The 24,730-nt window shown below is 73.3% G+C and carries 21 protein-coding genes and 1 pseudogene; 13 read left to right on the top strand and 9 right to left on the bottom strand.

Annotation, left to right across the window (positions count from 1 at the left end):
- The first annotated feature begins 28 nt into the window (after window positions 1-28).
- Window positions 29-403: a TraR/DksA family transcriptional regulator gene (locus EIZ62_RS29350; protein ID WP_156695687.1), complete on the top strand. Its 375-nt coding sequence runs from the start codon at window positions 29-31 to the stop codon at window positions 401-403.
- 155 nt (window positions 404-558) lie between these two features.
- On the opposite strand, the gene EIZ62_RS29345 is transcribed toward EIZ62_RS29350, so the two are convergent.
- Window positions 559-1,380 (bottom strand): barstar family protein, encoded by an 822-nt coding sequence (locus tag EIZ62_RS29345; protein WP_156696654.1) that lies wholly within the window; start codon window positions 1,378-1,380, stop codon window positions 559-561.
- 651 nt (window positions 1,381-2,031) lie between these two features.
- Here EIZ62_RS29345 and EIZ62_RS29340 point away from each other — a divergent pair.
- Window positions 2,032-3,390, top strand: a complete 1,359-nt coding sequence (locus EIZ62_RS29340; protein ID WP_156695686.1) for an MFS transporter — start codon at window positions 2,032-2,034, stop codon at window positions 3,388-3,390.
- A gap of 49 nt (window positions 3,391-3,439) precedes the next feature.
- On the opposite strand, the gene EIZ62_RS29335 is transcribed toward EIZ62_RS29340, so the two are convergent.
- From EIZ62_RS29335 to EIZ62_RS29310, 6 genes and pseudogenes are all read right to left on the bottom strand, one after another.
- On the bottom strand, window positions 3,440-5,482 hold the full coding sequence (locus tag EIZ62_RS29335) for a helix-turn-helix domain-containing protein (RefSeq protein WP_156695685.1): 2,043 nt from the start codon (window positions 5,480-5,482) through the stop codon (window positions 3,440-3,442).
- 61 nt (window positions 5,483-5,543) lie between these two features.
- Window positions 5,544-6,326 carry a 3-hydroxybutyrate dehydrogenase gene (locus tag EIZ62_RS29330; protein WP_156695684.1) on the bottom strand — a complete coding sequence of 261 codons (783 nt, stop codon included), beginning with the start codon at window positions 6,324-6,326 and terminating at the stop codon, window positions 5,544-5,546.
- Window positions 6,327-6,386: 60 nt separating this feature from the next.
- Entirely contained in the window at window positions 6,387-6,866 is a 480-nt protein-coding gene (locus tag EIZ62_RS29325; RefSeq protein ID WP_156695683.1) for an NUDIX hydrolase, read from the bottom strand.
- 75 nt (window positions 6,867-6,941) lie between these two features.
- Window positions 6,942-8,555 carry an apolipoprotein N-acyltransferase gene (gene lnt, locus EIZ62_RS29320; protein WP_244376007.1) on the bottom strand — a complete coding sequence of 538 codons (1,614 nt, stop codon included), beginning with the start codon at window positions 8,553-8,555 and terminating at the stop codon, window positions 6,942-6,944.
- Between the two features lie 310 nt (window positions 8,556-8,865).
- Window positions 8,866-9,393: pseudogene (locus EIZ62_RS29315) on the bottom strand (hypothetical protein); the annotation flags it as partial.
- A gap of 85 nt (window positions 9,394-9,478) precedes the next feature.
- Window positions 9,479-10,264, bottom strand: a complete 786-nt coding sequence (locus EIZ62_RS29310) for a glutamate racemase (RefSeq protein ID WP_156695682.1) — start codon at window positions 10,262-10,264, stop codon at window positions 9,479-9,481.
- 58 nt (window positions 10,265-10,322) lie between these two features.
- Between EIZ62_RS29310 and EIZ62_RS29305 the strand changes: the two genes are divergently transcribed.
- From EIZ62_RS29305 to EIZ62_RS29285, 5 genes are all read left to right on the top strand, one after another.
- Complete coding sequence (locus EIZ62_RS29305) at window positions 10,323-11,534, top strand: glycosyltransferase (RefSeq protein WP_156695681.1); 1,212 nt, start codon at window positions 10,323-10,325, stop codon at window positions 11,532-11,534.
- Between the two features lie 401 nt (window positions 11,535-11,935).
- A complete protein-coding gene (locus EIZ62_RS29300; RefSeq protein ID WP_156695680.1) occupies window positions 11,936-12,406 on the top strand; it encodes a DUF6643 family protein in 471 nt (156 codons plus the stop codon).
- Window positions 12,407-12,517: 111 nt separating this feature from the next.
- The gene (locus EIZ62_RS29295; RefSeq protein WP_156695679.1) at window positions 12,518-13,342 is read left to right on the top strand and encodes an MOSC domain-containing protein; all 825 of its coding nucleotides are present in this window, start codon (window positions 12,518-12,520) and stop codon (window positions 13,340-13,342) included.
- 106 nt (window positions 13,343-13,448) lie between these two features.
- Window positions 13,449-14,117, top strand: a complete 669-nt coding sequence (locus EIZ62_RS29290) for an Rv1733c family protein (protein ID WP_156695678.1) — start codon at window positions 13,449-13,451, stop codon at window positions 14,115-14,117.
- Window positions 14,118-14,231: 114 nt separating this feature from the next.
- Window positions 14,232-16,718 (top strand): right-handed parallel beta-helix repeat-containing protein, encoded by a 2,487-nt coding sequence (locus EIZ62_RS29285; protein WP_156695677.1) that lies wholly within the window; start codon window positions 14,232-14,234, stop codon window positions 16,716-16,718.
- Here the strand turns inward: EIZ62_RS29285 and EIZ62_RS29280 are convergent.
- The gene (locus EIZ62_RS29280) at window positions 16,688-19,126 is read right to left on the bottom strand and encodes a hypothetical protein (RefSeq protein WP_156695676.1); all 2,439 of its coding nucleotides are present in this window, start codon (window positions 19,124-19,126) and stop codon (window positions 16,688-16,690) included. The two genes, EIZ62_RS29285 and EIZ62_RS29280, sit on opposite strands and share 31 nt — an antisense overlap.
- Window positions 19,127-19,341: 215 nt before the next feature.
- Here EIZ62_RS29280 and EIZ62_RS29275 point away from each other — a divergent pair, with 215 nt between their 5' ends.
- The 3 genes from EIZ62_RS29275 (at window position 19,342) to EIZ62_RS29265 (ending at window position 21,540) form a co-directional block, all read left to right on the top strand.
- Window positions 19,342-20,172, top strand: a complete 831-nt coding sequence (locus tag EIZ62_RS29275; RefSeq protein WP_156695675.1) for a DeoR/GlpR family DNA-binding transcription regulator — start codon at window positions 19,342-19,344, stop codon at window positions 20,170-20,172.
- Window positions 20,173-20,225: 53 nt separating this feature from the next.
- Window positions 20,226-20,753 (top strand): SRPBCC family protein, encoded by a 528-nt coding sequence (locus tag EIZ62_RS29270; protein WP_156695674.1) that lies wholly within the window; start codon window positions 20,226-20,228, stop codon window positions 20,751-20,753.
- Between the two features lie 247 nt (window positions 20,754-21,000).
- Window positions 21,001-21,540 carry an SRPBCC family protein gene (locus EIZ62_RS29265; protein WP_156695673.1) on the top strand — a complete coding sequence of 180 codons (540 nt, stop codon included), beginning with the start codon at window positions 21,001-21,003 and terminating at the stop codon, window positions 21,538-21,540.
- 35 nt (window positions 21,541-21,575) lie between these two features.
- Here EIZ62_RS29265 and EIZ62_RS29260 read toward each other — a convergent pair whose 3' ends face one another.
- The gene (locus tag EIZ62_RS29260; RefSeq protein WP_156696652.1) at window positions 21,576-22,733 is read right to left on the bottom strand and encodes a PLP-dependent cysteine synthase family protein; all 1,158 of its coding nucleotides are present in this window, start codon (window positions 22,731-22,733) and stop codon (window positions 21,576-21,578) included.
- Between the two features lie 374 nt (window positions 22,734-23,107).
- Here EIZ62_RS29260 and EIZ62_RS29255 point away from each other — a divergent pair, with 374 nt between their 5' ends.
- The 3 genes from EIZ62_RS29255 (at window position 23,108) to EIZ62_RS29245 (ending at window position 24,586) form a co-directional block, all read left to right on the top strand.
- Window positions 23,108-23,437, top strand: coding sequence for a hypothetical protein (locus tag EIZ62_RS29255; RefSeq protein ID WP_156695672.1), 330 nt, complete (start codon window positions 23,108-23,110; stop codon window positions 23,435-23,437).
- 197 nt (window positions 23,438-23,634) lie between these two features.
- Complete coding sequence (locus EIZ62_RS29250; protein WP_156695671.1) at window positions 23,635-24,177, top strand: ATP-binding protein; 543 nt, start codon at window positions 23,635-23,637, stop codon at window positions 24,175-24,177.
- 142 nt (window positions 24,178-24,319) lie between these two features.
- Window positions 24,320-24,586, top strand: a complete 267-nt coding sequence (locus tag EIZ62_RS29245) for a glutaredoxin domain-containing protein (protein WP_156695670.1) — start codon at window positions 24,320-24,322, stop codon at window positions 24,584-24,586.
- The last annotated feature ends 144 nt before the right edge of the window (window positions 24,587-24,730 follow it).

The following is a 24,730-nucleotide window of genomic DNA, read 5'->3' as shown; positions in this document are numbered from 1 at the left end:
CGCCCCCTGCCCTTGAAGGGGTGAAGTCGTGAACCAGCAGGTCGTCGATGTCGCCACCCACGCGCGGCTGGGCGCGGCCGAACTGGCCGGGCTGCGCGAGAACCTCAACGAGCAGCGTGCTTTTCGCCTGGACCAGCTCGCCCAGCTCTGGCAGGGCACTGCCGCCAGGGCCCAGCACGTCCGCGAACAGGCTGCGGTCTCCCAACTGGAGGTGCACATCAAGCTGTGCGCCTCTGCCCGGATGGTCCTCGCCGACGTCGAAGCCGCCCTCGAGCGCATGGATCAGGGCACGTACGGCACCTGCCGGCAGTGCCGGCACCCCATCGAGCCGGCGCGGCTGCACATCGTGCCGCAAGCCCGCTATTGCGGGCACTGCCACCGCTTCCGGGAGGCCCGGCCGTGAGCACCGCTGCCCGCCACCGGCCCTCGCGTCATCGGTCCGGAACAGTCGGCCCTCACACCCCCTCCAGGAGGTCCGGCCAAGGAAGACCGCTGAGCAACACGCGTCAGGCAACCGCGTTCGGGAGCGGGCAGCTGCGGGGACGGGGCATCGGCGGTCTACCGGAGGCTGACGCTCACGCCTCGTTCCTCGAAGATCTCCAGGAGCAGGTTGAACAGCGCGACCTGGCGATCGCCACCAACGGGCACGCGCTCTACCAACCGTGTCCTGGCCTGGGCCGAGGACTCCCACTGCAAGGTGAACGGAGTGGTGGCGCCCCAGCCTCCGCTCAGGCAGTCGTCCAGAGCGTCGAGGTTCCAGCCGAAGTATCCGCCGGGCCCGTTGATGGCCTCACCGATCGCGCAGTAGAAGGTGTCTTCGTCAACGATGTGTCGGCCGTCCAAGGTGAACACTTGGCCTGCGGGCGCGTCGGGCTTTTGCCGGCGTCGGTACTCCCGGGACCCCAGGGCCACGGACAACCACGCGTGTCGGTCCTCGGGCTGGAGTTCGTGCCACATGCCGGCGCGATTCAAATGACCAGTGCGGAGCAGGCCCCACGGTCGTTCCGCTCCGGGCAGGGCGTTCTCGCACCACAGCGTCACGGTGAGGTCCACGAGGCCGGCTGCGCGGGCGGAGGGCTTGACGTCAATGACGGTGACCTCGTTGACGAAGTAGGACCCCATGGTGGCGCCGTCACGGTCGAGGAGCTGGAACCAGGCGTTCCCTGCCACGGCCCGACGACTGCCGACGTGGGCAACGCACCTCAGTAGGCCACCCTGCGGCAGGCATCCCGCGAGGTGCACTCGACGCATTCCTGCCTCGTCTGGCAGGGAAGTGAACAGCCCCTCGGCCTCGTGAGCGTAGCCCCAGAAATCGCTGTCGTCCTCGTCCGAGGCCAGTGCGTACTTGTGGCCCTCGCCGCCCAGCTCCGATGTTCGCATCACGCCCCCCATGGAAGCGCTGATCTTACCGAGCCAGGGGATGTACCTGGCGCCGACGCCGCCACCACCCCTGACCCCATCCCCTCCATCTCGGAGGTCTCTGAGGAGTCACGTACGGCACGATGATCGAATGTGTAGCGGGTGATGGGGTCTACGGCGGCAACCCGAGCTTGCGGGCGGCCCTGGAACAACTTGGAATCTGCTATGTCCTTGCGGTTGCCGGTACGGTCGAAGTGGCCACTGGTGCGGGAAGGTTCCGCGTCGCCGATGTGTTGATGCTGGCAGAAGCTGTCCGTCGGCCCCGGCGCGGAGGGGCACCGTTACGACGACTGGGCCGTCATCGACGTCCCCGACCCGACGCCGGGCCACCGTCAGCTGCTGAGCCCGGCGCAACCGCACCACCGGCGGATTCGTCTACTACCGGCGCCATTCCACCCTGCGGCTCGGTTGCACACCCTGGTCGGGGCGGTGGGCCAGGTGGCGGGCGAAGGAGACCTTCCAGACCGGGAAGGGGCCGACGGGCCCCCATGGTGGCCCCACGCACCCCCGCCCCCACAACTATGGTGTCCCACCACATACGCCCCTGACCTGCCGCTTCCTACGGTATGGCGACACGGAAACGTCCCCGCCAACTGTCCGGAAGTGGTGTTCATGGCCGCCCCCGCATCCGCTCCGCCCGAGCCCGCGAACCTCCGCCGCATCGTCGCCGCCAGCCTCATCGGCACGACCATCGAGTGGTACGACTTCTTCCTGTACGGGTCAGCCGCCGCGCTCGTGTTCAACAAGCTGTTCTTTCCCGGCTCCGATCCGCTCGTGGGAACCCTACTGTCCTTCCTGACGTACGCCGTCGGGTTCGCCGCGCGGCCGCTCGGCGCGTTGGTGTTCGGGCACTACGGGGACCGGCTCGGGCGGAAGAAGCTGCTCGTGCTGAGCCTGCTGATGATGGGCGGGGCGACCTTCGCCATCGGGTTGTTGCCGACGCACGCCACCATCGGGACGGCCGCGCCCGTGCTGCTGACCGTGTTGCGGTTGGTGCAGGGGTTTGCGCTCGGGGGTGAGTGGGGCGGGGCCGTGCTGCTGGTGTCGGAGCACGGGGACGCCCGGCGGCGCGGCTTCTGGGCGTCGTGGCCGCAGACCGGGGCGCCCGCCGGGCAGTTGCTGGCGACCGGTGTGCTGTCCGCGCTCACCGCGCTGCTGTCGGACGCGGCGTTCACCTCGTGGGGGTGGCGTGTGCCGTTCCTGCTGTCCGGTGTGCTGGTGATCGTCGGTCTGTGGATCCGGTTGTCCGTGGACGAATCCCCCGTGTTCAAGGCGGCCCTCGCCCGGGCGGAGGAGCGGAAGGCGGAGACCGCGCAGGTGGAGAAGCTGCCGCTGGTCGCCGTGTTGCGGCACCACTGGCGCGACGTGCTGGTCGCGATGGGCGCCCGCATGGCCGAGAACATCAGCTACTACGTCATCACGGCGTTCATCCTGGTGTACGCGACGACGTCGACCGGGCTCAGCAAGCAGACCGCCCTCAACGCCGTACTCATCGCCTCCGCCGTGCACTTCGCGGTGATCCCGGCGTGGGGCGCGCTGTCGGACCGTATCGGGCGCCGGCCGGTCTACCTGATCGGGGCGGTCGGCGTCGGTGCCTGGATGTTCCCGTTCTTCGCGCTCATCGACACCCGCAGCTTCGGCAACCTGCTGCTCGCCGTGACCGTCGGGCTGGTGCTGCACGGGGCGATGTACGCACCCCAGGCGGCGTTCTTCTCCGAGATGTTCGCGACCAGGATGCGCTACTCGGGCGCCTCCATCGGGGCGCAGTTCTCGTCCGTGGCGGCGGGTGCGCCGGCACCGCTGATCGCGACCGCGTTGCTGGCCGACTACGGGAGTTCCACGCCGATCTCCCTGTACGTCATCGCCGCCGCGCTGCTCACCGTCGTCGCGATCGCCTGCGCCCGGGAGACCCGTCACCGGGACCTGGCCGACGTGCATCAGGACGAGGAGAGGCTCATGGCGGGACGCTGAGCCCGGCGGCCCGCGACGGCCGGTCGTCCCGCGAGGGGCGGCCGGCCGTTCAGCGTTGTACCGCCGCGGACATCGCGTACAGCCGCAGGGCGAGCTGGATCTCCAGGGCACGGTGCGGCGACTGCCAGTCCGGCCCCAGGAGCCGGCCCACCCGCTCCAGGCGCTGCGCCACCGTGTTGACGTGGACGTGCAGTTCGTCCTTGGTACGGACGGGGCTCATTCCGCTGGCGAAGTACGCGTCGAGCGTGCGCACCAGGTCCGTGCCCCTGCTCCGGTCGTAGGCGACGACCTCGCCGATCGTGCGGGTGACGAACCCGGCGATGTCCCGGGTGTCGGCGAGCAGCAGGCCCAGGAACCCCAGGTCCGAGGCGGCCGCGCCCTCCCCGGAGCGGCCGAGCAGGTGCAGCGCTTCCAGGCAGCGCCGGGCCTCGGCGTACGCGGGGGCTATGTCGCCCGGCCGCGTGGCGGGGGCGTCGACCGGGGAGGAGGCACCCACCGTGACCGGTTCCCGCAGGGTGCCGCCCAGGTGCTTGGCCGTCTGCCGGGCCAGGTCGGCGGCGCTGTCGCCGGGGCCGAGCGGCAGCAGCAGCACCGTGCCGCCGTCGCGCGCCGAGGCGAGCCCGTGGCGGGTGGCCGCCAGGTGCGACGCGGCGGACCAGAGGCGCTGCCGGTCGGCGCCGTCCCGTTCGACCCTGTCCCGTTCGGCCCTGTCCCGTTCGGCGCCGTCCCGCGGCGAACCCTCCCGGGCGAAGCCCTCCCGCCCCGTGTCCTCGTTCACCGCGTCCCGCCGCACCGACCCGGGCCGCCCCGTGCCCTCACGGTCCTCGGCGCACGGCGGGGCCGGGCGGTCGAGGCGGGCGGCGAGCACCACGTGCGGGGCGTCGAAGTCGGTGCGGAGGCGGGCGGCACGCTCCTTCAGCAGCCGCCGGTCGCGCTCGGGCGCGTCGAGCAGGTCGTCCAGCAGTTCGCCCCGTACCCGCTGTTCCGCCTCTCCGGCGGAGCGGCGTGCCAGGAGCAGCAGGGAGGTGACCATCGCGGCCCGCTCCAGGGTCCGCTGGTCGACGGGGTCGAGGTCGGGGTGTCCGCGCAGCACCAGGGCACCGAGGACCTCGCCGCCGGCCGATACGGCGGCCACCCAGTCGTCGCCGTGCCGGGTCGCGTGCCCGTCGGCGCACTCGGCGGGCGGTGGCCCTTCGGTGAACGCGACCGTTCCCCCCAGGACTTCCGACACGGCCGCCGCCACGTCGTGGACGCCACCGCCCCGCAGGACCAGTTCGGTCAGCCGGTCGTGCACGCCGGAGGCCCGCTCGATGACGCCGCTGTGGGCGCGGATGATGTTGTTGGCGCGCTCCAGCTCGGCCAGGGCGGACCGGGTCTCGGCGAGCAGGTTGGCGGTGTCGATGGCGACGGCCGCGTGGGCGGCGAACGAGCCGAGCAGCGCGACCTGTTCGCGCTCGAAGACGCGGGCGCGCCGGTCGGCGGCGAAGAGCACGCCGATCACCTGGCTGCCGAGGGTGAGCGGCACGCCCAGGATCGCCACGAGCCCCTCGTCGCGTACGCCGGAGTCGATGGCGCGCGTGTGCAGGAACCGCTCGTCGTCGAAGTAGCTCTCCGTCACGTACGGCCGGGCGGTCTGGGCGACGAGCCCGCCGAGCCCCTCCCCCATGCCGAGGCGCAGCTGCTGGAAGCGCGCGGACACGGAGCCTTCGGTGACCCGCATGTAGGTGTCGCCGGCAGCCGGGTCGTTGAGGCTCAGGTAGGCGACCTCGGTGCCCAGCAGGGACCGGGCGCGCTGGACGATGGCGCGCAGCACCGCGTCGAGGTCGCGCAGTCCGGCGAGGTCGTGGGCGGTCTCGAAGAGCGCGGACAGCTCGGCCTCGCGGCGGCGGCGGCCCTCCAGCTCGGCGCGGACGCGCAGCGCGAGCTGCTTGGCCCGGTCGAGCTCGGCGAGTGCGGCCGGGCCGGCGCCGCCGGCACGGGCGAGCAGCACGGGCCGGTCGTACGCCTCGACGGCCGCACCTCGCGCGAGAAGACCCAGGTAGGCGGCCGGGTCGGCGCTGGGCTCCGGCTGACGGAGCGGTTCTTCGGACATGGTCACAGGGATACCTGCCGTACGGGTGGTCGCACCAGCCCTGTGGAAAACCCGGGCACGCTCAGTGCGCGGTCCAGCCGCCGTCGAGGACGAGCGAGGTGCCGGTGATGAATGAGGCGGGCGGGGTGCAGAGGTAGGCGACGGCTTCGGCGACCTCGTCGGGTTCGACGAGCCGCTTGAGCGCGGAGTCCTTCAGCAGGACGTCGGTCAGCACGCGTTCGGGCGGGATGCCGTGGGCGTCGGCCTGGTCGGCGATCTGTGCTTCGACCAGGGGGGTGCGTACATAGCCGGGGTTCACACAGTTGGAGGTGACCCCGTGTGGGGCGCCTTCCAGGGCGGCCGTTTTGGAGAGCCCTTCGAGGCCGTGTTTCGCGGCCACATAGGCGGACTTGTAGGCGGAGGCACGCAGCCCGTGCACGGAGGAGATGTTGACGATCCGGCCCCACCCTTGTGCGTACATGTGCGGCAGGGCGCCGCGGATCAGCCGGAACGGCGCCTCCAGCATCACGGTGAGCACGGTGTGGAAGACGCCGGGCGGGAAATCCTCGATGGGGCGGACCAGTTGGAGCCCGGCGTTGTTGACGAGGATGTCGGCTCCCGCCGCCACGTCCTCGGCGGCGTCGAGGTCGGTGAGGTCCAGGACGTGGGGTTCGACCACCCCTGTGGTGGCGGGTGCCGCCGCCAGGGCTTCCAGGCCCGTGGCGTCCCGGTCGACGGCCCGGACCTTGGCGCCGGCGGCCGCCAGGCGCAGCGCGCAGGCCCGGCCGATGCCGCTCGCGGCGCCGGTGACGAGTGCGGTGCGGCCACCGAGGTCCCGGAGGGTGACGGTGTGGGGTGCGGTCATGCCTGGCACCTTATGGAGCGCCGACGATCCGACCGATGTGGTCTGGACCCACAGTTGTGATCAGTCGGAGGTGGTGGAGAACCATGTGGGGTGGTCGGCACGCGCCTGCTCGATCCGGAACAGTTCGCCGGGGCGCAGCGGCGGCAGGGCGTCCACCGGGAACCAGTCCACCTCCAGCGACTCGTCGTCGTTCACCCGCGCCCGGCCGCCCACGGCCCGGCAGCGGAAGGTGGTGTCCATGAACTGGCACTTGTCGCCGTTGGGGTAGGTGAGGGGAGGCGTCGTCTCCACCAGGACCACCCGTTCGACGACGCACTCCACCGCCGTCTCCTCGTACACCTCCCGCACCGCGCAGACGGCCGGCTGCTCGCCGGGCTCGGGGATGCCGCCGATCAGCGACCACCTGCCGTTGTCGGCCCGCCGGGCGAGGAGGACCCGCGCGCCGTCGTCGTCGAGGACGACGGCGGTGACTCCGGGCAGGAACAGCAGTTGGTGCCCGGCGGTGGCCCGGACGGCACGGATGAAGTCGGGAGTTGTCATGGAACGACCCTAGGTCGTGTCCGGAAAGTACGGCCCCCGCCCTCCGGGCGGACGCCGATACTTTCCGGACACGACCTAGGCGTTGGCGGTCCCGGGGTTCGCGGCCTTGCGGCGGCGTACGGCTCCGGAGGCGGACCAGGCGAGGCCGGCGGCGGCGAGGGCGACCAGGAGCGCTTCCGGCAGGGTGCCCATGCGGGTCGCCGGGGTCAGCGAGGACCGCAGCGGCACCTCCGCCACCAGGGCGTCCGGGGTGAACATCCGCGACTCGCGCACGATGGTGCCGTCCGGCCGGATGATCGCGCTGACCCCGCTGGTGACCGGGACGACGACGGAACGGCTGTGCTCGACGGCGCGTACTCGTGACATCGCGAGCTGCTGGTAGGTCATCTCGCTGCGGCCGAAGGTGGCGTTGTTGCTCGGTACGGAGATGAGCCGGGCGCCGTGCGTGACGGTGTCGCGCACCGCCCAGTCGAAGGCCGCCTCGTAGCAGGTGGCGAGACCCACCTTGGTGCCGGCGAGGTCGAACACGCCCACCTCGGTGCCGGGTCCGAAGTCGCGGCTGACCCGGTCGACGTCCTTGTTGAAGATCCGCACGAGGGACCGCATGGGGATGTACTCGCCGAAGGGCTGGACGTGCCGCTTGTCGTAGGTGGCGACGGGGCCGGACCGCGGATCCCACTGGATCAGGGTGTTGCGGAGCGGACCGGTCTCGGGGGTGACGACGGCGCCGACGACGGTCGGCACGCCGATGGCCTTGACCGCCTCGTCGATGACGAACCGGGCGTCGCCGTTGCGGTAGGGGTCAAGGTCCGAGGAGTTCTCCGGCCACAGGACGAAGTCCGGCTTCGGTACCCTGCCCGCCGCGACGTCGGTGGCGAGCTGCTCGGTGCGGCGGGCGTGGTTGTCGAGCACGGCACGCCGTTGCTCGTTGAAGTCCAGGCCCAGCCGCGGCACGTTGCCCTGGATCGCGGCCACGGTCGCGGTCCCGTCCTCCGCGGCGTCGGAGACCAGCGGCTGGGCGGCGAGCGCCGCCGTGACCGGAAGGAAGAGGGACAGCGCCGCGGCGGCGAGAGGACCGCGCGGGAGGCTGCCGGTCGCCCGGTACGCGATGACCTGGCGTACCGCCTCGTACAGGCCGAAGCCGCACAGGGCGACGGCGAACCCGAGCAGGGGCGTGCCGCCCAGCGCCGCGAGCGGCAGGAACAGGCCGTCCGCCTGACCGAAGGCGATCTTGCCCCAGGGGAACCCGCCGAAGGGCACGCGCGCGCGTGCCGCCTCGCCCAGGATCCATACGGCGGCGGCGAACACCGGCCACGCCGGGAGCCGCGACACGGCCGCGACGAGGCAGCAGGCGGCGGCGACGAAGAGTGACTCGGCGGCGACGAGCGCCAGCCACGGCACCGCGCCGACCTCCTCGCCGGTCCACACGAGGAGCGGCAGCAGGAAGCCGAGCCCGGCGAGGTAGCCGAGGCCGAAGCCCGCCCGGAGGCGCCGGCCGCGCAGCGTCCAGCCGAGGAGGGCGAAGCCCGGCACGGCGAGCCACCACAGGGGGCGGGGCGGGAAACTCAGGAACAGCAGGACCCCGGACAGCACCGCTGCCGTGGGCCGCACCAACCGCCGCGGCAACCGGCCCAGCCGCTTCGGGCGGGCGGGGGGAGGGACATCGACGGCGGTCATGGTGGCGCTCACGTGCGGAGTCTACGGCGACCGCCTGTACGAACCCCAGCGCGGGCAGCGGGCCGGCGCCCGGCGGCCAGGCCTCGGGCCGCTATCCCAACCCGCCCAGGAGGCCCCGCCCCGGGCCCACGACCGCCTCACGTCACGTCGGGCCCTCCCCACCCCGGAGGCCGGGGTGGTGGCCGCCGGCGCCCGGGGCGGGGAGTGAGGCGCCGTCCGGGCCGGGGCCGGGGCCGGGGTGCTCGGGGCGCAGGCGGGCCCGGGTGGTGCCGCCCAGCTCCATCCACTCCTCCAGGGCGGTCGCGCGCTGGATACGGCGCAGGCGGAGGCGGTGCCGGATGACCCGGACGGCGGTCTCGGCGTCGTCCACGGTGACGGTGAAGCTCCGGCCGTCGCCCAGGGTGAGGACGAGGCCCTCGCCCCGGCGCACCACGACCGCCGTGCCCTTCTCCGGCAGCCAGCGGTACCCCCAGCCACCCCACTGGCGCGGGGTGACGGAGGGGGTGAATTCGGCGCCCACCACGGTGTCGAGCGGGATGCGGCGGCGCGGCAGGCCCATGTGGCCGCAGCGCACTTCGAGGGCGTGCGGGTCCACCGTGATCTCGACGTGGACGAAGGCGAGCGTCCCGAAGAGCACCAGGAGCCCCGCCGCGACGCAGCCGACCACCGCCATCAGCAGGGCGGCGGTCCCGGAGGCCCACGGCAGGACGACGCCCAGCACGACACCGAGGGCCACACACGCGACCCCGGCGGCGGCGAGCACCCACTGCACGCGGTTGGTGGCCCGCCCGGTCCAGACGTCGGGCACCGGCTCTGCGGGGGGTCGCTCGGGGCGGGAGTGGTCCCTCATGCGTAGCAGCGTATGCACGTTCCGCAACGACGGCCCGTGCACGGGGGCCACCCGGACGAGCCGCCCGGGCGGGGCGGGCCGTGGCTCAGCGCGTGGGGGCGGCCGCGCGCAGGAGCCGGCCCTCGGCGTACGTCAGGGCCGCCTCGGGGAGGAGGGCGTCACGGCCGCTGAGGAGCACCGTGAGGTCGGTGGCCGTGGGCGCGTCCGGGGCGGGGAGGGCGCCGATGCGGCGGAGCGCCTGCGCGGCGACCGCGTCGGCCGAGCCGTGCAGCACCACCTCCGGCGACCCGGCGGGCTGTACGGCGGCCCGGATGCGTTCGGCGACCAGTTCGTAATGGGTGCAGCCCAGGACAACGGCCCTTACATCTTTGGGCGTGAGCGCGGCGGCCGCGGCGATGGCCCGGTCGATGGCCTCCTCGTCGGCGTACTGGACCGCGTCGGCCAGTCCCGGGCAGGGCACTTCGGTGACGTCGACCGCGCCGGCGAAGTCCTGGATGAGCCCGCGCTGGTAGGGGCTGCCGGTGGTCAGGGGCGTGGCCCAGATCGCGACGGGCCCGCCGCCGGCCGCGGCCGGCTTGATCGCCGGTACGGTGCCGATCACCGGGATCGCCGGCTCCAGCTCGGCGCGGAGGGCCGGCAGGGTGTGGACGGAGGCCGTGTTGCAGGCCACGATCAGCGCGTCGGGCCGGTGCGCGGCGGCCGCGCGGGCCACGGCGAGGGCCCTGGTGGTGAGGTCGTCGGTCGTCCGGGGACCCCAGGGCATGCCGTCGGGGTCGGAGGAGAGGACGAGAGCCGCGTCCGGCCGCAGCCGACGCACCGCGGCGGCCGCCGCGAGGAGGCCGATTCCGGAGTCCATGAGCGCGATCTTCACCCGGTCACCCTAGCCGACACCCCTTGCGGTCCCGTCGTTGTGGGGCAGACTGCGACGAATGAGCACCATTGCGTGGATCGCCCTGGGGTCGGTGGCCGCCTGGGGGTGGCTGCTGCTGGGGCAGGGGTTCTTCTGGCGTACGGATCAACGTCTGCCGCGCCGCGCGGACCCCGACCGGTGGCCGTCGGTCGCCGTGGTGGTGCCGGCCAGGGACGAGGCGGAGGTGCTGCCGCTGAGCCTGCCCTCCCTGCTGGCGCAGGACTATCCGGGCCCGCTGGAGATCGTCCTGGTGGACGACGGCAGTGAGGACGGTACGGGGGACGTGGCGCGCGCCCTGGCGGTGCGGTACGGGGGGCCGCCCCTGACGGTGGTGTCGCCGGGCCCGCCCGAGCCGGGCTGGACCGGGAAGCTGTGGGCCCTGCGGCACGGGATCGCCCGGGCACGCGCGCGTGGAGCGGCCGAGGAGTCCAGGGGGACGGCGTGCGCGGGCGGCCCCGAGTACCTGCTGCTGACGGACGCGGACATCGCGCACGAGCCGGACAGTCTGCGGGAGCTGGTCGCTGCGGCCACCGCGAACGGCCTGGACCTGGTCTCGCAGATGGCGCGGCTGCGGACGGTCACTCCGTGGGAGCGGCTGATCGTCCCGGCCTTCGTCTACTTCTTCGCGAAGCTGTATCCGTTCCGCCGCGTCAACGAGCCGGGCGCGCGGACGGCGGCCGCCGCCGGCGGCTGTGTGCTGCTGCGCACGGAGCTGGCCGCCCGGGCGCGTGTGCCGGAGTCGATCCGGCAGGCGGTGATCGACGACGTGTCGCTGGCGGGGGTGGTGCAGCGGACCGGGGGCCGGATCTGGCTGGGACTCGCCGAGCGGGTGGACAGCGTCCGCCCCTATCCGGGGCTGGCGGACCTGTGGCGGATGGTGGCGCGCAGCGCGTACGCCCAGCTGTGGCACAACCCGGTCCTGCTGGCGGGGACGGTGGTGGGGCTCGGCGTGGTGTATCTGGCGCCGCCCGCCGCGGTGTGCGCGGGCCTGTTCGCGGGTGACGCGGCGGCGGGGCTGCTGGGCGCGGTGGCGTGGGCGACGATGACGGCGACGTACGTCCCGATGCTCCGCTACTACCGGCTGTCGCTCTGGCAGGCGCCGCTGTTGCCGTTCACGGCGTCCCTGTACCTCTGCATGACGGTCGATTCGGCGGTCATGCACCACCGGGGCCGGGGGGCCGCCTGGAAGGGCCGCACCTACCCGCGGCCCGAGGTCGCCCCGGAGAGGTGACGGGCCGTCAGGCCGGGGAGCGGGAAAGGCGGCGACGGAAATGACCGGCCGCCCGCGCCGCAGCGCAATTCTTCCGGCACGCGGAGTCACCTCACCAATTCCATGCCGACGTGATGTGAAGACCTCGCGGATGCGCCGGAACAATGATCAATTTAAGCATGGACATGCAGAAGCCCATCCTCGTTGCGCCGCCGGGGATTTATGTACGGGCCACCTTGGCGACACTCCTCGGCAGGGCGGATCGACCCGTGGGTAACCCCCCGGCAGCCTGGCCTTTACACGGACGGTGACCGTTTTTCCCAGGTTCGATCGTATTGGCGGGCGGCCGCCACTCACACCGCGTAAAACAACCTGCTTACCGGCCTCCCCAATCCGCACATCGTGGGCTTAACTTATGTGCCATGACCTCCCCCCGTTCCTACGGCGGCGCGTACTACAACGCGCCGTCGTTCCCGGACACCCCGATCTACGACTCTCTCGTCGCGGAACGGGGCACGCCTCAGATCGCTCCGATCCGAGTGCCCGCCGCGTACGACACCGGCAACTCCTACCTGCCGGCGCTGCCCGCGGCCCTTCCCGCCCTGCCGGCGGCCGCCTCCCAGCCCATGCCGTCCTACAACGGTGGTTCGTACGGCTATCCCCAGCAGGCGGCTCCGCAGCCCGCCCCGCTGCAGCACATGCCCGCGCCGTACATCCCGCAGCAACCGACCGCGCCCCGCGCCGGTTACGGATACCCGGGTCCCCAGCCCCAGCAGCAGCGGCCGGTCCCGGCCGGTTACGAGGCGATGCGCCCCGCCGCGCCCCGGCCCGTGCCCGCGCCGTCCCCGTACGACGACCCGTACAGCCGCCCCTACCAGGGCGGGGGGTACTGACCCGGTACACGGACCGGGTCAGCACCGCCCGGACGCACCGGCCCCCGCATGCCACGGCTCCGGGAACAGGGCCGGTCCGGGGGACGTCACGCGTGCTGGCAGGATGAGGCCATGCCCACTCCTGCCCTGCACGCGCTGCACGTCCGTCCGGTCAAGTCCCTGGGCGGGTCCTCGCCCGTCGAGGCGGCGGTCGAGCCGTGGGGGCTCGCCGGGGACCGCCGCTGGATGCTGATCGACACCACGGCGAAGGTGGTCACCCAACGCCAGCACGCGCGGCTGGCGTTGGCGTTCGCCGAGCAGGCGCCGGACGGCGGGCTCCTGGTGTCCGCGCCGGGCATGGAGCCGCTGCCGGTGGCCGTACCGGAGCCGTCGGCCACCGTGACGACGGAGATCTTCCGGTCGAAGGTCGAGGCGGTACCGGCCGGTGCGGCCGCCGACGAGTGGTTCGGCACGTACCTGGGCGAGAGCGTACGGCTGGTGCACCTGGACGACCCCGCCCGCCGCCGCCCCATCGACCCCGACCACGCGCTGCCCGGCGAGACCGTCAACTTCGCCGACGGCTACCCCCTCCTCGTGACGACCACGTCCTCGCTGGACGCGCTCAACGCGCTGATCGCCGAGGGCGACCACCCGGACGAGGGCCCCCTGCCGATGGACCGCTTCCGGCCCACCGTGGTCGTCGAGGGCACCGCCCCCTGGGACGAGGACGACTGGACCCGTGTCGTGATCGGCGGCGTCTCCTTCCGCGTCGCCAAGCCCTGTGCGCGCTGCGTCGTGACGACCACCGACCAGCGGACGGCGGATCGCGGCAGGGAACCCCTGCGCACCCTGGCCCGCCACCGCCTTATCGGCAACAAGATGATCTTCGGCCAGAATCTGGTGCCCGAGCGCACCGGCGTCCTGCGGGTCGGCGACCCCGTGGAGATCCTTCGTTAGCGACACCCCGGACGGTCGCATGGGCCGGGCCTCCAGGGGCACCCGCGAACCGGAACCCCTCCAGCCCATCAGACGTGTTGACGGATACGAAAGGGGGTGCGGGCCTGTGCGTGCGGTCGTCGGACTCCGGCGCTGGCGGCACAATCCCCTCCGCCGGCCCACCGATCTCACCGAGGCATGGGTGGCGTTCGCCGCCCTGCTGCTGATGTGCGTCGCCGCTCCGGCCGGCGGGGCCGTCGCCGGCACGGTGACCCACACCTCGCTCCAGGAGTCGGCGCGGCTCCAGCAGGAGCAACGCCATCCCGTCACGGCCCGGGTGCTCCCCGACGACGGCACGGGCGACAGCACGGGCGACGGCACCGACGACAACACCGGCGACGGCTCCGCCAACGGCACCGCCGCTCGGGACGCGCGTACCACCGAAGCGTCCGCCGAGCACCGTACGCACCGGCCGGTGCCCGCGCGGTGGACCGGGCCCGACGGCACGCGCCACACCGGGGTGCTGGTCACCACGCGGGCCGACGTGAGCCCCGGCGACGTCCTGCGCGTCTGGACCGACGACCGGGGCCGTCTCGTGGACCGCCCCATGACCGCGGCGACCGCCCGCGACCACGCCGTGCTCGCGGGCCTCGGCACCATGTTCCTGACGGCGGGCATCGTCGAGGGCGTCCGGCGGGTCGTCGTATGGCGCCTGGTACAGCGGCGGTACGAGGATCTGGACCGGGAGTGGGCCCAGGTGGGCCCGGACTGGGGCAGGACGGGAGCGGGCAGCTGACCGCTCGTCGTCACCACGCGGACCGACCGGTCAACTCGCTCCCCCGGCGCGCGCTACGGTGGTGCGATCGTCCGGAAAGACGCGCGGCGCACGAGGTGGGGGCAGAGCAGCACCATGGCACAGGGCACGGTCCAGGTGACGCACACCGGCACGTCGCGGTGGCGGCGCCGCACGGGCGAGTACCCCTCTCTCGCCGCGGCCCTGGAGGCCGCCGGTGACGGCGACGTCCTGACCATCTCCCCCGGCACGTACCGGGAGAACCTGGTCCTCCAGCGTGCCGTCACCCTGCGGGGCACCGAGGGCGCGGTCGGTTCGGTGCGCATCGCGCCCGCCGACGGGGTGCCGCTGACGGTGCGCGCCTCGGCGACCGTCCAGGACCTGCACGTGGAGGGCCAGGACACGTCGGCGCCCGCGCTGCTGATCGAGGACGGCACCCCGGAGCTGCTGGACCTGCGGATCGTGACCCGCTCGGCGGCCGGCGTGGAGGTGCGCGGGGCGGCGCGGCCGACGGTGCGGCGCTGCACGGTCGACAATCCGGCGGGCGTGGGGATCGGCGTACTGGACGGCGCCGGGGGCCTGTTCGAGGAGTGCGAGGTGGTGGCGGCCGGGCAGTCGGGCGTCTCGGTGCGCGGCGGGGCACACCCGCGCCTGGAGGGTTGCCGGATCCACCACACGTCGGGCGCCGGCCTGTCCGTCACGGGCGAGGGCAGCGGCCTGGAGGCGATCGGCTGCGAGGTGTACGAGATCAAGGGCAGCGGCGTCCAGGTCGCCTCCCGGGCGGCGGCCCACCTCACCGACTCCTCCGTGCACCGGACGACCGCCGACGGGATCACCCTCGACACGGACGCGGTGCTGACGCTGTCCGACTGCGACATCCACGACATCCCGGAGAACGCGGTCGACCTGCGGTCCCGTTCGGTGCTGACGCTGACCCGCTCGACGGTGCGGCGGTTCGGCCGCAACGGCCTGTCCGTGTGGGACCCGGGCACCCGCGTGGACGCCAACCAGTGCGAGATCCACGACAGCACGGGCGACTACCCGGCGGTCTGGGTCAGCGACGGCGCCACGGCCGTCCTGGACTCCTGCCGGGTGCACGACGTACCGGACGCGCTGTTCGTCCTCGACCGCGGGTCGCGCGCGGACGTCGTGGACAGCGACCTGTCGCAGGTGCGGAACACGGCGGTGTCGGTCAGCGACGGCGCGACCGCGCAGCTGGACGACTGCCGCATCCGGGAGGCGTCCACCGGTGCCTGGTTCCGCGACCACGGCAGCGGCGGCACGCTCAACGGGTGCACCATCGACTCCGTGCAGACCGGTGTCATCGTCACCAAGGGCGCCGATCCGGTGATCGAGCGGTGCACGGTCACCTCGCCCGCCGAGGCCGGGTTCTACGTGTCGGCGGAGGGACGCGGCACGTTCCACGGCTGCCGGGTCTCGGGCAGCGGCGGGTACGGCTTCCACGTCATGGACGGCTGCCGTACGACGCTGAGACGGTGCCGTACGGAGCGGTGTGCACGCGGTGGATACGAGTTCGGAGAGGAGGGCCCAGTCGTCGAGGACTGCACCGGCGACGACAGCGCGGTCCTGACGGCCGGGGCGGGGGCGACCGTGCCGGCCGCGCCGCGCTCGGTCGGCGGACTGCTCGGCACGGTCGCCCCCTCCGGAGCACCCTCCGCCCCCTCCGTCGCGCCGGCCGTGGCGCCCGCCCCCGGCCCGGCCGCGACCGGCGCGCGGGTGCCGCCCCAGGCCATGGGCGCCTCCGCGGGGGATCCGCTCGCCGAGCCGGCCGTACGCAGCTCCGAGGACGTTCTCGGTGAACTCGACGCGCTGGTGGGCCTCGACAGCGTCAAGCGGGAGGTCCGCACGCTGACCAACATGATCGAGGTGGGCAGGCGTCGCCAGGAGGCCGGGCTGAAGGCCGCGTCCGTCCGGCGCCACCTGGTCTTCACCGGCTCCCCCGGCACCGGCAAGACGACCGTCGCCCGGCTGTACGGGGAGATCCTCGCCTCCCTGGGGGTCCTGGAGCGCGGGCACCTCGTGGAGGTGTCCCGGGTGGACCTGGTCGGCGAGCACATCGGCTCCACCGCCATTCGCACCCAGGAGGCGTTCGACCGGGCGCGCGGCGGTGTGCTGTTCATCGACGAGGCGTACGCGCTGTCCCCCGAGGACTCGGGGCGGGACTTCGGGCGCGAGGCGATCGACACGCTGGTGAAGCTGATGGAGGACCACCGGGACGCGGTGGTGGTGATCGTCGCCGGCTACACCGCCGAGATGGAGCGGTTCCTGACCGTCAACCCGGGTGTGGCGTCCCGTTTCTCACGGACCATCACCTTCAGCGACTACGTGCCGGACGAGCTGCTGCGGATCGTCGAGCAGCAGGCGGAGGAGCACGAGTACCGTCTCGCCGGGGGGACGGCGGAGGCGCTGCTGAAGTACTTCACGGAGCTGCCCAAGGGCCCCGCCTTCGGCAACGGCCGCACCGCCCGCCGCACGTTCGAGTCGATGGTCGAGCGGCACGCGGGCCGGGTCGCCGGGCTCACCGAGATGAGCACCGACGACCTGACGCTCCTCTACCCGGAGGACCTGCCCGCACTGCCCTGAGACTCGTCGCTGGAGAGCCCCGTGCGCGGGGCGGGCAGAGGCAGGGCGGGCGGCAACCGGTCCAGCAGTACGGTGCGTTCCTTGGCGAACACCGGGTCGGCCTGATAGTCGCCGTGGCCCAGGATCGGCTCGGGCAGCGGGTGCTGGTGGGTGCGGCCGTAGACCACCGGGTCGCGCAGCGCCCTGTGGTCGACCTCCGGCTTGCCCCCTTCGGCGGGGAGGTTCACCGGCCCGCCTATCGGGTCGGTGCGGCGCCACAGGTTGCGCCAGCAGTGCACCTCCCGGTGCAGGGCGCCCAGGGGCCCGGGCCCGAAGTAGGCGGGGAACCACCGCCCGTACAGCCGCTCCAGGGGCGATCCGTAGGTGAGGAGGGCGACGCGGCGGCGGGTGCCGGCCGGGAGCTGCCAGACGGCCGCGGCGGCCAGCACGCTGCCCTGCGAGTGCCCGGAGATGACCAGGCGGCCGCCCGTACGCCCGGTCCAGGACGACATACGCCAGGCGAGGTCCGGCACGGCCCGCTCCGCGTAGCAGGGCGGGGCGAACGGGTGGGCGGCGCGCGGCCAGAACGTACCGACGTCCCAGAGGATGCCGATGGTGCGGCGGGCGGAGGCGTCCTTGTAGGCGCGGCGGCCCCAGGTGACGAACAGTATGAAACCGAAGCCGATCAGCCAGGAGCCCAGGGCCTGCGCCGCCTCGGCCGCGCTCTCCACGAACGGGGGCCCGCCCGCGAAGGCCTTGCCGGGCACCGTTCCGCTCACCCACGCCCCGACGAGGGCGCCCGCGCCGAGCAGCAGGGTGGCACCCGACACGATGCCGGCCATGACGGGCGCCGTGTCGGTGAGGGCGGCACGCGCGCGCGTGCCGGCGATCCGCCGCGTACGGACGACATCCGGCTGCTCGCCCTCGTACTCCGCCTCCACGACGGGCGCGAGGCGGCGGGCGGTGAGCGCGGTGCGCACCACGAGCACCGCCGCCGGGACGAGCAGCAGGAGCAGCAGGACGGGGATGACGGACGCCTGCCAGCTGAGCAGCACGGGCGGCCCGATGGGGTCGTCGCCGGTGCCGGGGGTGGCCGGGCCGTCGAGCCAGTCGGCGACCCGCTGGGCGACGCCGCCGCTCATGACGCCGCCGAGCGCGCAGGCGAGCATCGCGACGGCCGGGCCGCCGAGCCCGTACAGCACGGTCCGGGCGTGGGGTGCGCGCCGGTGCATCCGCAGCGCGACCGCGGCGAGGGCCAGGACGAGGACGCCTTGGGCGAGGGTGATGACGCTGAACGTGGCGTCCCCGGGGAGGGTGCCCGTGGAACGCCAGCCGGGGCGCGACCACGCGGCGTACAGCACGGCGGCGACGAGCAGCGCGATGGACGCGCCGGGCAGGCAGCTCACGACGGCGCGGTCCAGCCGGTTGTCGAGCCGCTTCTCGCTCCGTCCCCGGCGGCACACCACCCAGATCACGACGACCGCGCCCAGCGCCAGGGCGGCCTCCAGGGTCCAGCCGACCGCCTCGCGGACGGTGCCGCCCGCGTGCCGGTCGTACCGGGCCGCCGCCCCGCCGACCGCGGCGGCGACGGTCAGGACGCCGGCCGCGGTGTGCGCCGCGCGCAGCCGGGCGACGAGTCGCCGCCCGTACCAGAAACCGGGCCGGCCGAGCGCGGGCCGCAGCTCGCGGTCGGGGGTGCCGTCGCCGTCCATGTCGCCCCGGGGCGGGCGCTGCGCCTCGTACGCGCTCCAGGTGCGGTTGGACAAGTACCACAGGAGCCCCACCAGTGCGGCGGGGACGACGGCGGCGAGCGCGAGCCGACGGCCGGGCTGCGACCACCAGCCGCCCTGGTCGGCCGCCATGAAGCCCAGCCAGGACCGCTCCTCGGCGCAGCGGGCGGACCCGGCGCACTGCCACGCCGTGAGGTCCAGGGCGACCTCGCAGGCGGCGGCCGTGAGCAGGACGGTCAGGCTGAGGGCGACCAGCCGCACCAGGACGCCGTACAGCCGGACGGAGCCGGACCGGGAGCGGGACTCGGAGCCGGACCGGGGTCCGGCCCCGGGGCCGGACCCGGTGTCCGCTCCCTCACCGGGGCCGGGCCTGCGGCCGGCGGGCGGGCGCATCCAGTGGGCGAGGTTGACCACCATGAACGGCAGGAGCAGCAGCCATAAGGCACGCGATCCGTTGCCTGAGGTGAGGTTGCACCAGCAGTACGCCTCGGGGACCGGCCGTCCGTCGGTGAACCGTTCCGGTTCCCTCTCGGCGTGCTGGTCGACGGTGCGCCGGTAGATCGCCGCGGTCGCGTCGCCGGTCACGCGCACGGTCCGGGGGTCGTCGAGCATGCGCTCGGGCGTGGTGCCGCCGACGCCGTGGACGAGCAGTTCCAGCGCGGCGCCTGGGCGGGTGGGCTCCGGGGTGGCAGGGGGCACGGGCGGGCTCCCTCTCAGGACGGGGGGACGGGCGGCCGGGGACGGATCGGAGCACGTGAGTGACCGGTCGTGACCGGACGTGACCAGGATCGCGGAACGCGGCGTCCGACGGCAGGGTTCTCACGTAATCTCCCCGGTCTGTCGCCTCCGGGCACATGGCAGGATGATGACCCTTGGCCAGCGGTGTTGACGACATGGAAGGACCGGCCCCTGCGGTGAGCGACAACCAGAACCTCCTCGCGGAGCAGCGGCGTGCCCTGATCCTGGACGAGGTGAGGCGGCGCGGCGGGGTCCGGGTCAACGAGCTCACCCGCAGGCTCAACGTCTCCGACATGACCGTCCGCCGCGACCTCGACGCGCTGGCCCGGCAGGGGGTCATCGAGAAGGTGCACGGCGGTGCCGTACCGCTCGTCGAGGCGAGCACCCACGAGCCCGGGTTCGAGGCGAAGTCGGCCCTGGAGCAGGGCGCCAAGGAGGACATCTCGCGGGCGGCGGCCAGGATGGCGGCGCCGGGCAGCGCGATCGCCCTGTCGGGCGGTACGACGACGTACGCGCTGGCCCAGCACCTGCTGGACGTGCCGGACCTGACGGTGGTGACCAATTCGGTGCGCGTCGCCGACGTCTTCCACACGGCGCAGGGCACCGGCTCGGGCGGCGCGCCCCGCGCCGGTGCGGCGACCGTGGTCCTGACGGGGGGCGTGCGCACGCCGTCGGACTCACTGGTGGGACCGGTGGCCGACCAGGCGATCCGCTCGCTCCACTTCGACGTGCTGTTCCTCGGGGTGCACGGCATCTCGGTGGAGGCCGGGGTGTCCACCCCGAACCTGGCGGAGGCGGAGACCAACCGGCAGTTCATCCGCTCCGCGCGGCGGGTGGTGGTCGTCGCGGACCACACCAAGTGGGGCACGGTGGGCCTGAGTTCCTTCGCGCGGCTGGACGAGATCGACACCCTCGTGACGGACGGCGGCCTGCCGGACGAGGCGCGCGCGGAGATGGCCGAGCACCTGCCGGGGCTCGTCGTCGCGGGCGAGGACGACACCGTCTGACGGCCGCTCGCGGCGGTCCCGGCGTGGGGCCGCGGCGCGCATACGATCGGGGCATGGCCCTGTTCCGGATCGTCCGCGGCGCCCCGCTGCCCGCCGCCGAGGCGTGGCGGCGACTCACCGACTGGCACGCCCATGCGGCGCTGGTCCCCCTGACGCGTGCCACGGCGGTGACGGCGGGACCGGTGCGGACGGGGAGCCGCTTCACGATGCGCACCGGTATCGGGCCGGTCGGGTTCGACGACCCCATGGAGGTCGTCCACTGCGTGCCACCGGGGGCGGGTGGTGCGGGGGACGACGGTCCGGAGGCTGGTGGGCCGGATGCGGGTCGTCCGGGGGCCGGTGGCCTGGAGGCGGGTCGTCCGGAGGCCGGTACGGGAGTGTGCCGGCTGGAGAAGCGGGGCCGGGTGATCACCGGCTGGGCCGAGATCGAGGTGCGTCCGACCGCGCCCGGAGCGGTCCGGGTGACGTGGACGGAAGAGGTGCGGGTGCGCGGCCTGCCCCGGATGTGCGACGCCGTGGTCGCCCGCGCCGGCCGGTTGCTGTTCGGCCGGGCCCTGTCCGGCCTCCTGGCGGACAACTGATGGGGCGCCAGCTATGGTGTGGGGCCCGGGCCGTGTCCACGAAGTCCCGTCCTCCCGCCCGCAGGACGCCGTCCGGCGACGCGTGACCGACGCGCCGCGGGCGGGGCGCGCTGCACCCCCGCATCCGGCGGGTGCCGCCGACCGCGCGGTCGTACGCACCGGCCGTGGGACGGGCGTCCCGGGCCGGGTACGCGGCTTCACGGACACCGCCCGCCGCCATCCCCTTCGCATCTGGAGGTACGGTCCCATGGCACGCCGACTGCGCCCGGTACAACTGGACTTCCTCGAGTCCGCCCCCGTACGACTGGTCTTCGACACGCATGTGGCCGCGCCGCCTTCGGCGGTGTACCGGGCACTGGCGGACGAAGTCGCCGACAGCCCCTCGTGGTTCACCGCCATCGCCGCCGCCCGGCCGACCGCCGGTGGTGCCGGCCGGGAGATACGGCTGCGCGGCGGAGTGGTCTTCCAGGAACGGATCCTGGTGACGGACGCCGGTGAGCGGTACGCCTACCGGGTGGAGGAGACCAACGCCCCGGGCGTCCGCGCCCTGATGGAGGAGTGGCTCCTGAGCCCGGCACCGCCCAGCACCGGAACGGCCGGGGCGACCGGGCCGGCAGGGACGTCAGGGACGGCCGGTGGCGGCACCCGGGTGCGGTGGACGATGGCGGCCGAGGGCGTCGCGCCGTTCCGGCTGGTGATGCGGCTGGCCCGGCCCGGCGTGGGCCGCTCGTTCCGGGACGCGATGCGCAACCTCGACCGCAGACTCGCCTCGTCCCCGGCCCCGTAGGAACGCGCCGGACGGCGCGCCCCGCCGGAGAGCCGTCAGCCGGTCGTGAAGCGGGCGGGCCAGACCCCGCTGCCGAGGAACTCGTCGATCGCGGCGCTGTACGGAGCGATGTCCAGGCCCTGTTCGGCGAGCCAGGCGTCGGAGTAGTACTTGTCGAGGTAGCGGTCGCCGGGGTCGCACAGCAGGGTGACCACACTGCCGGTGCGGCCCTCCGCCACCATCTCGGCGACGATCTTCAGCGCGCTCCACAGGCCGGTCCCGGTCGAGCCGCCCGCCTTGCGCCCGATGGCGTTCTCCAGCGCGCGTACGGCGGCCACGCTCGCCGCGTCGGGAACCTTCATCATCCGGTCAATGGCGCCGGGCACGAAGCTCGGCTCCATCCGGGGCCTGCCGATGCCCTCGATACGCGAGCCGCAGTCGCTGGCGGCGTGCGCGTTTCCGGTGGTCCAGCCCTCGAAGAAGCAGGAGTTCTCGGGGTCGGGGACGCACACGCGGGTGTCGTACATCATGTAGTGGACGTAACGGGCGATGGTCGCGGACGTGCCGCCCGTACCCGCCGTGGCGACGATCCAGGCGGGCACCGGATGGCGCTCCAGCCGCAGCTGCTGGTAGATCGACTCGGCGATGTTGTTGTTGCCGCGCCAGTCGGTGGCCCGCTCCGCGTACGTGAACTGGTCCATGTAGTGGCCGCCGGTGGCGAGCGCGAGGGCGGCGGACTCCTCGTACATCTTGCGGGAGTCGTCGACGAAGTGGCATTGCCCCCCGTGGAATTCGATGAGCCGGATCTTCTCCGGGCTGGTGGTCCGCGGCATGACGGCGATGAAGGGCACACCGATGAGTCCCGCGAAGTACGCCTCGGAGACGGCCGTCGAACCGCTGGAGGCCTCGATGACGGGCTTGCCGGGGCGGATCCAGCCGTTGCACAGCCCGTACAGGAACAGCGAACGAGCCAGGCGGTGCTTGAGGCTGCCGGTCGGGTGGGTGGACTCGTCCTTGAGGTAGAGGTCGATACCCCACCGCTCGGGGACCGGGAAGCGCAGCAGGTGGGTGTCGGCGGACCGGTTGGCGTCGGCCTGGACCTTGCGCACCGCCTCCTTCAGCCAGTCCCGGTACGCGACGTCGCTGCGGTCCACGTCGATGGTCGCGGCCGGTCCGGCCGGCCCGTCCGGTCCCTGCTGCCCTGCTTGCCCGATGGTGCTCACGCGCCGCTCCTCGTCTTCTCTCCGCCGTGCTTCCCCACCTCGAACATACCCCCCTCACCTGCACAAACGATGACTTTGATGCCCCATAGGGAAGGCTTGCAGGCGGGCCGGACGGGCCACGACGGCCGGCCCCGGCTGTCGGCGGGCCACGGCTGCCGACGACTCGCAGCTGCCGGCGGGCCGGACGGGCCTGGTGCGTGGGCGCACTCCCGCGCGGCGCGCGGCCCACGGGGCGCGGCGCACGGGGCGCACCGGCCGGGCGGTACGTGGCACAGGGGGCGCATCTGTTCCCGCGCCCTGGCGAACGGGCGGGCACTTGTGCAGACTGACCGGCATAAACCTGCGCGAAGGGGGCTGGGTACGTCATGGCTGAGGCTGATTTCAGCGCCACAGGCGTACGGATAGAACGGTGGCCGCGCTCGCTGACCCGGGCGGGCGAGGTGCTCATCAAGGACGGCAGGCTGGCGCTCCTCACCAGCTACGGACGGGTGATCGACAGCGCGCCGGTACGGGCGGTCAGGGCGAGCCGGCCCTGGTTCGCGGGGCGCGACGACGCCATGGTGGCGACGCTCAACGGCACGCGGTACCGGCTGACGATGGGCCAGCGCAGCCGGAGGCCGGACGGGGCCGCGGCGACGGCACTGGCCGGGCGCCTGCTGGAGGCCGTACGCCGCGAGGGCGGCGACCAAGACTGACAGAAGTGACGGCTGTGGCCACGGGTACCGAACGTCGTTGAGTTGCGAACCGGTCACCCCTGGTCCACGCTGGACTGACATCACTACCCAGGGTGCACCGGCGGTGACGCTGCGATCCAGCCCGCCGGACCAACAGCCAGCCATCTACTGGATCCGATCTCCGTCTTCTTCCGGACCTATTTCGGGGAGTCGCAGCCGTGATCAGCCAGGCAAGCAGGCAGTGCACGGTAGAGCTCCAAGCCCTGCCGTCGCGGATCGGTCAGGTCCGCAGAATCGTTTCAGCGCAACTGCGCTACTGGAATCTCGATTGTCTGATCGAGAAGGCCGCGCTCGGTGTCACCGAGCTCCTGACAAATGTTCACCAGCACGCCCAGCCCGACAAGGTGTGCACCGTCGAGATCGAGCTGCTGCTCGACCGGCTGACGGTCTCGGTCCACGACCACGACCCCCGCCTCCCGATGGTCAACACGTCCGACCCGATGGCCACTTCGGGCCGCGGGCTGGCTCTGATAGAGGCGTTCAGCGAGAGTTGGGGTGCCCGGCCGCAGGGCGAATCCGGGAAGGTCGTGTGGTTCACCCTCCCGGCGCCCTCGTCGACGCCCCTGCCGATACCGCCCCTTCCGGTGTACGGCGCCGCCACCACGGGTCCCTTCACCGGCGCGGTGCCGTTCGGGGACGCGGCGGAGGCGGCCGACGTGGTCCGCGAACGGGTCACCGTCCGGCCGGCCGTGGCGGGCTGACCGGCCTGCCCGCCGTGCCCTCCCCTCGTCCCGGGGGCCGGGCCCCGCGGGGTGTCCTCGTCGCCGTACGGGCAGCAACACCGCCCTTACACGGCGGGGAGTAGCCTGCTGAGCACCAGCACCAGGCGACGGAGGGGCGACCGTGGGCGCGGACCGTGAGGACGTGGTCGTCTACTGGCGGCCGGGCTGTCCGTACTGCATGAAACTGCGCCTTCAGCTGCGCGTCGTCGGTCTGCCGCGCACCGAGGTGAACATCTGGCAGGACCCCGAGGCGGCGGCGTACGTCCGCTCGGTCGCCGACGGGAACGAGACCGTACCGACCGTACGCGTCGGCGGGACGGCGCTGGTCAACCCGTCACTGCGGCGGCTACTGAAGACCGTGAAGGCGAACGCCCGGCGCACGGCGTGACCGCACGCGTCACCGTCTCGCACGGGCACGCGGAGGCGCGGGCCGGCCGGTGCGGTCGTCCAGCAACAGTGCGGCCAAACGGGGACCCGTGCGGCAGGTCGACGGGCCGCACGGCCGAGCCCCCGGGCTCAGCGGCCGGTCCGG

Source organism: Streptomyces ficellus (assembly GCF_009739905.1).
GTDB lineage: Bacteria > Actinomycetota > Actinomycetes > Streptomycetales > Streptomycetaceae > Streptomyces > Streptomyces ficellus_A.
Note: the sequence above shows the minus strand (reverse complement) of the source record. Positions and strands in the feature narration are given on the sequence as shown.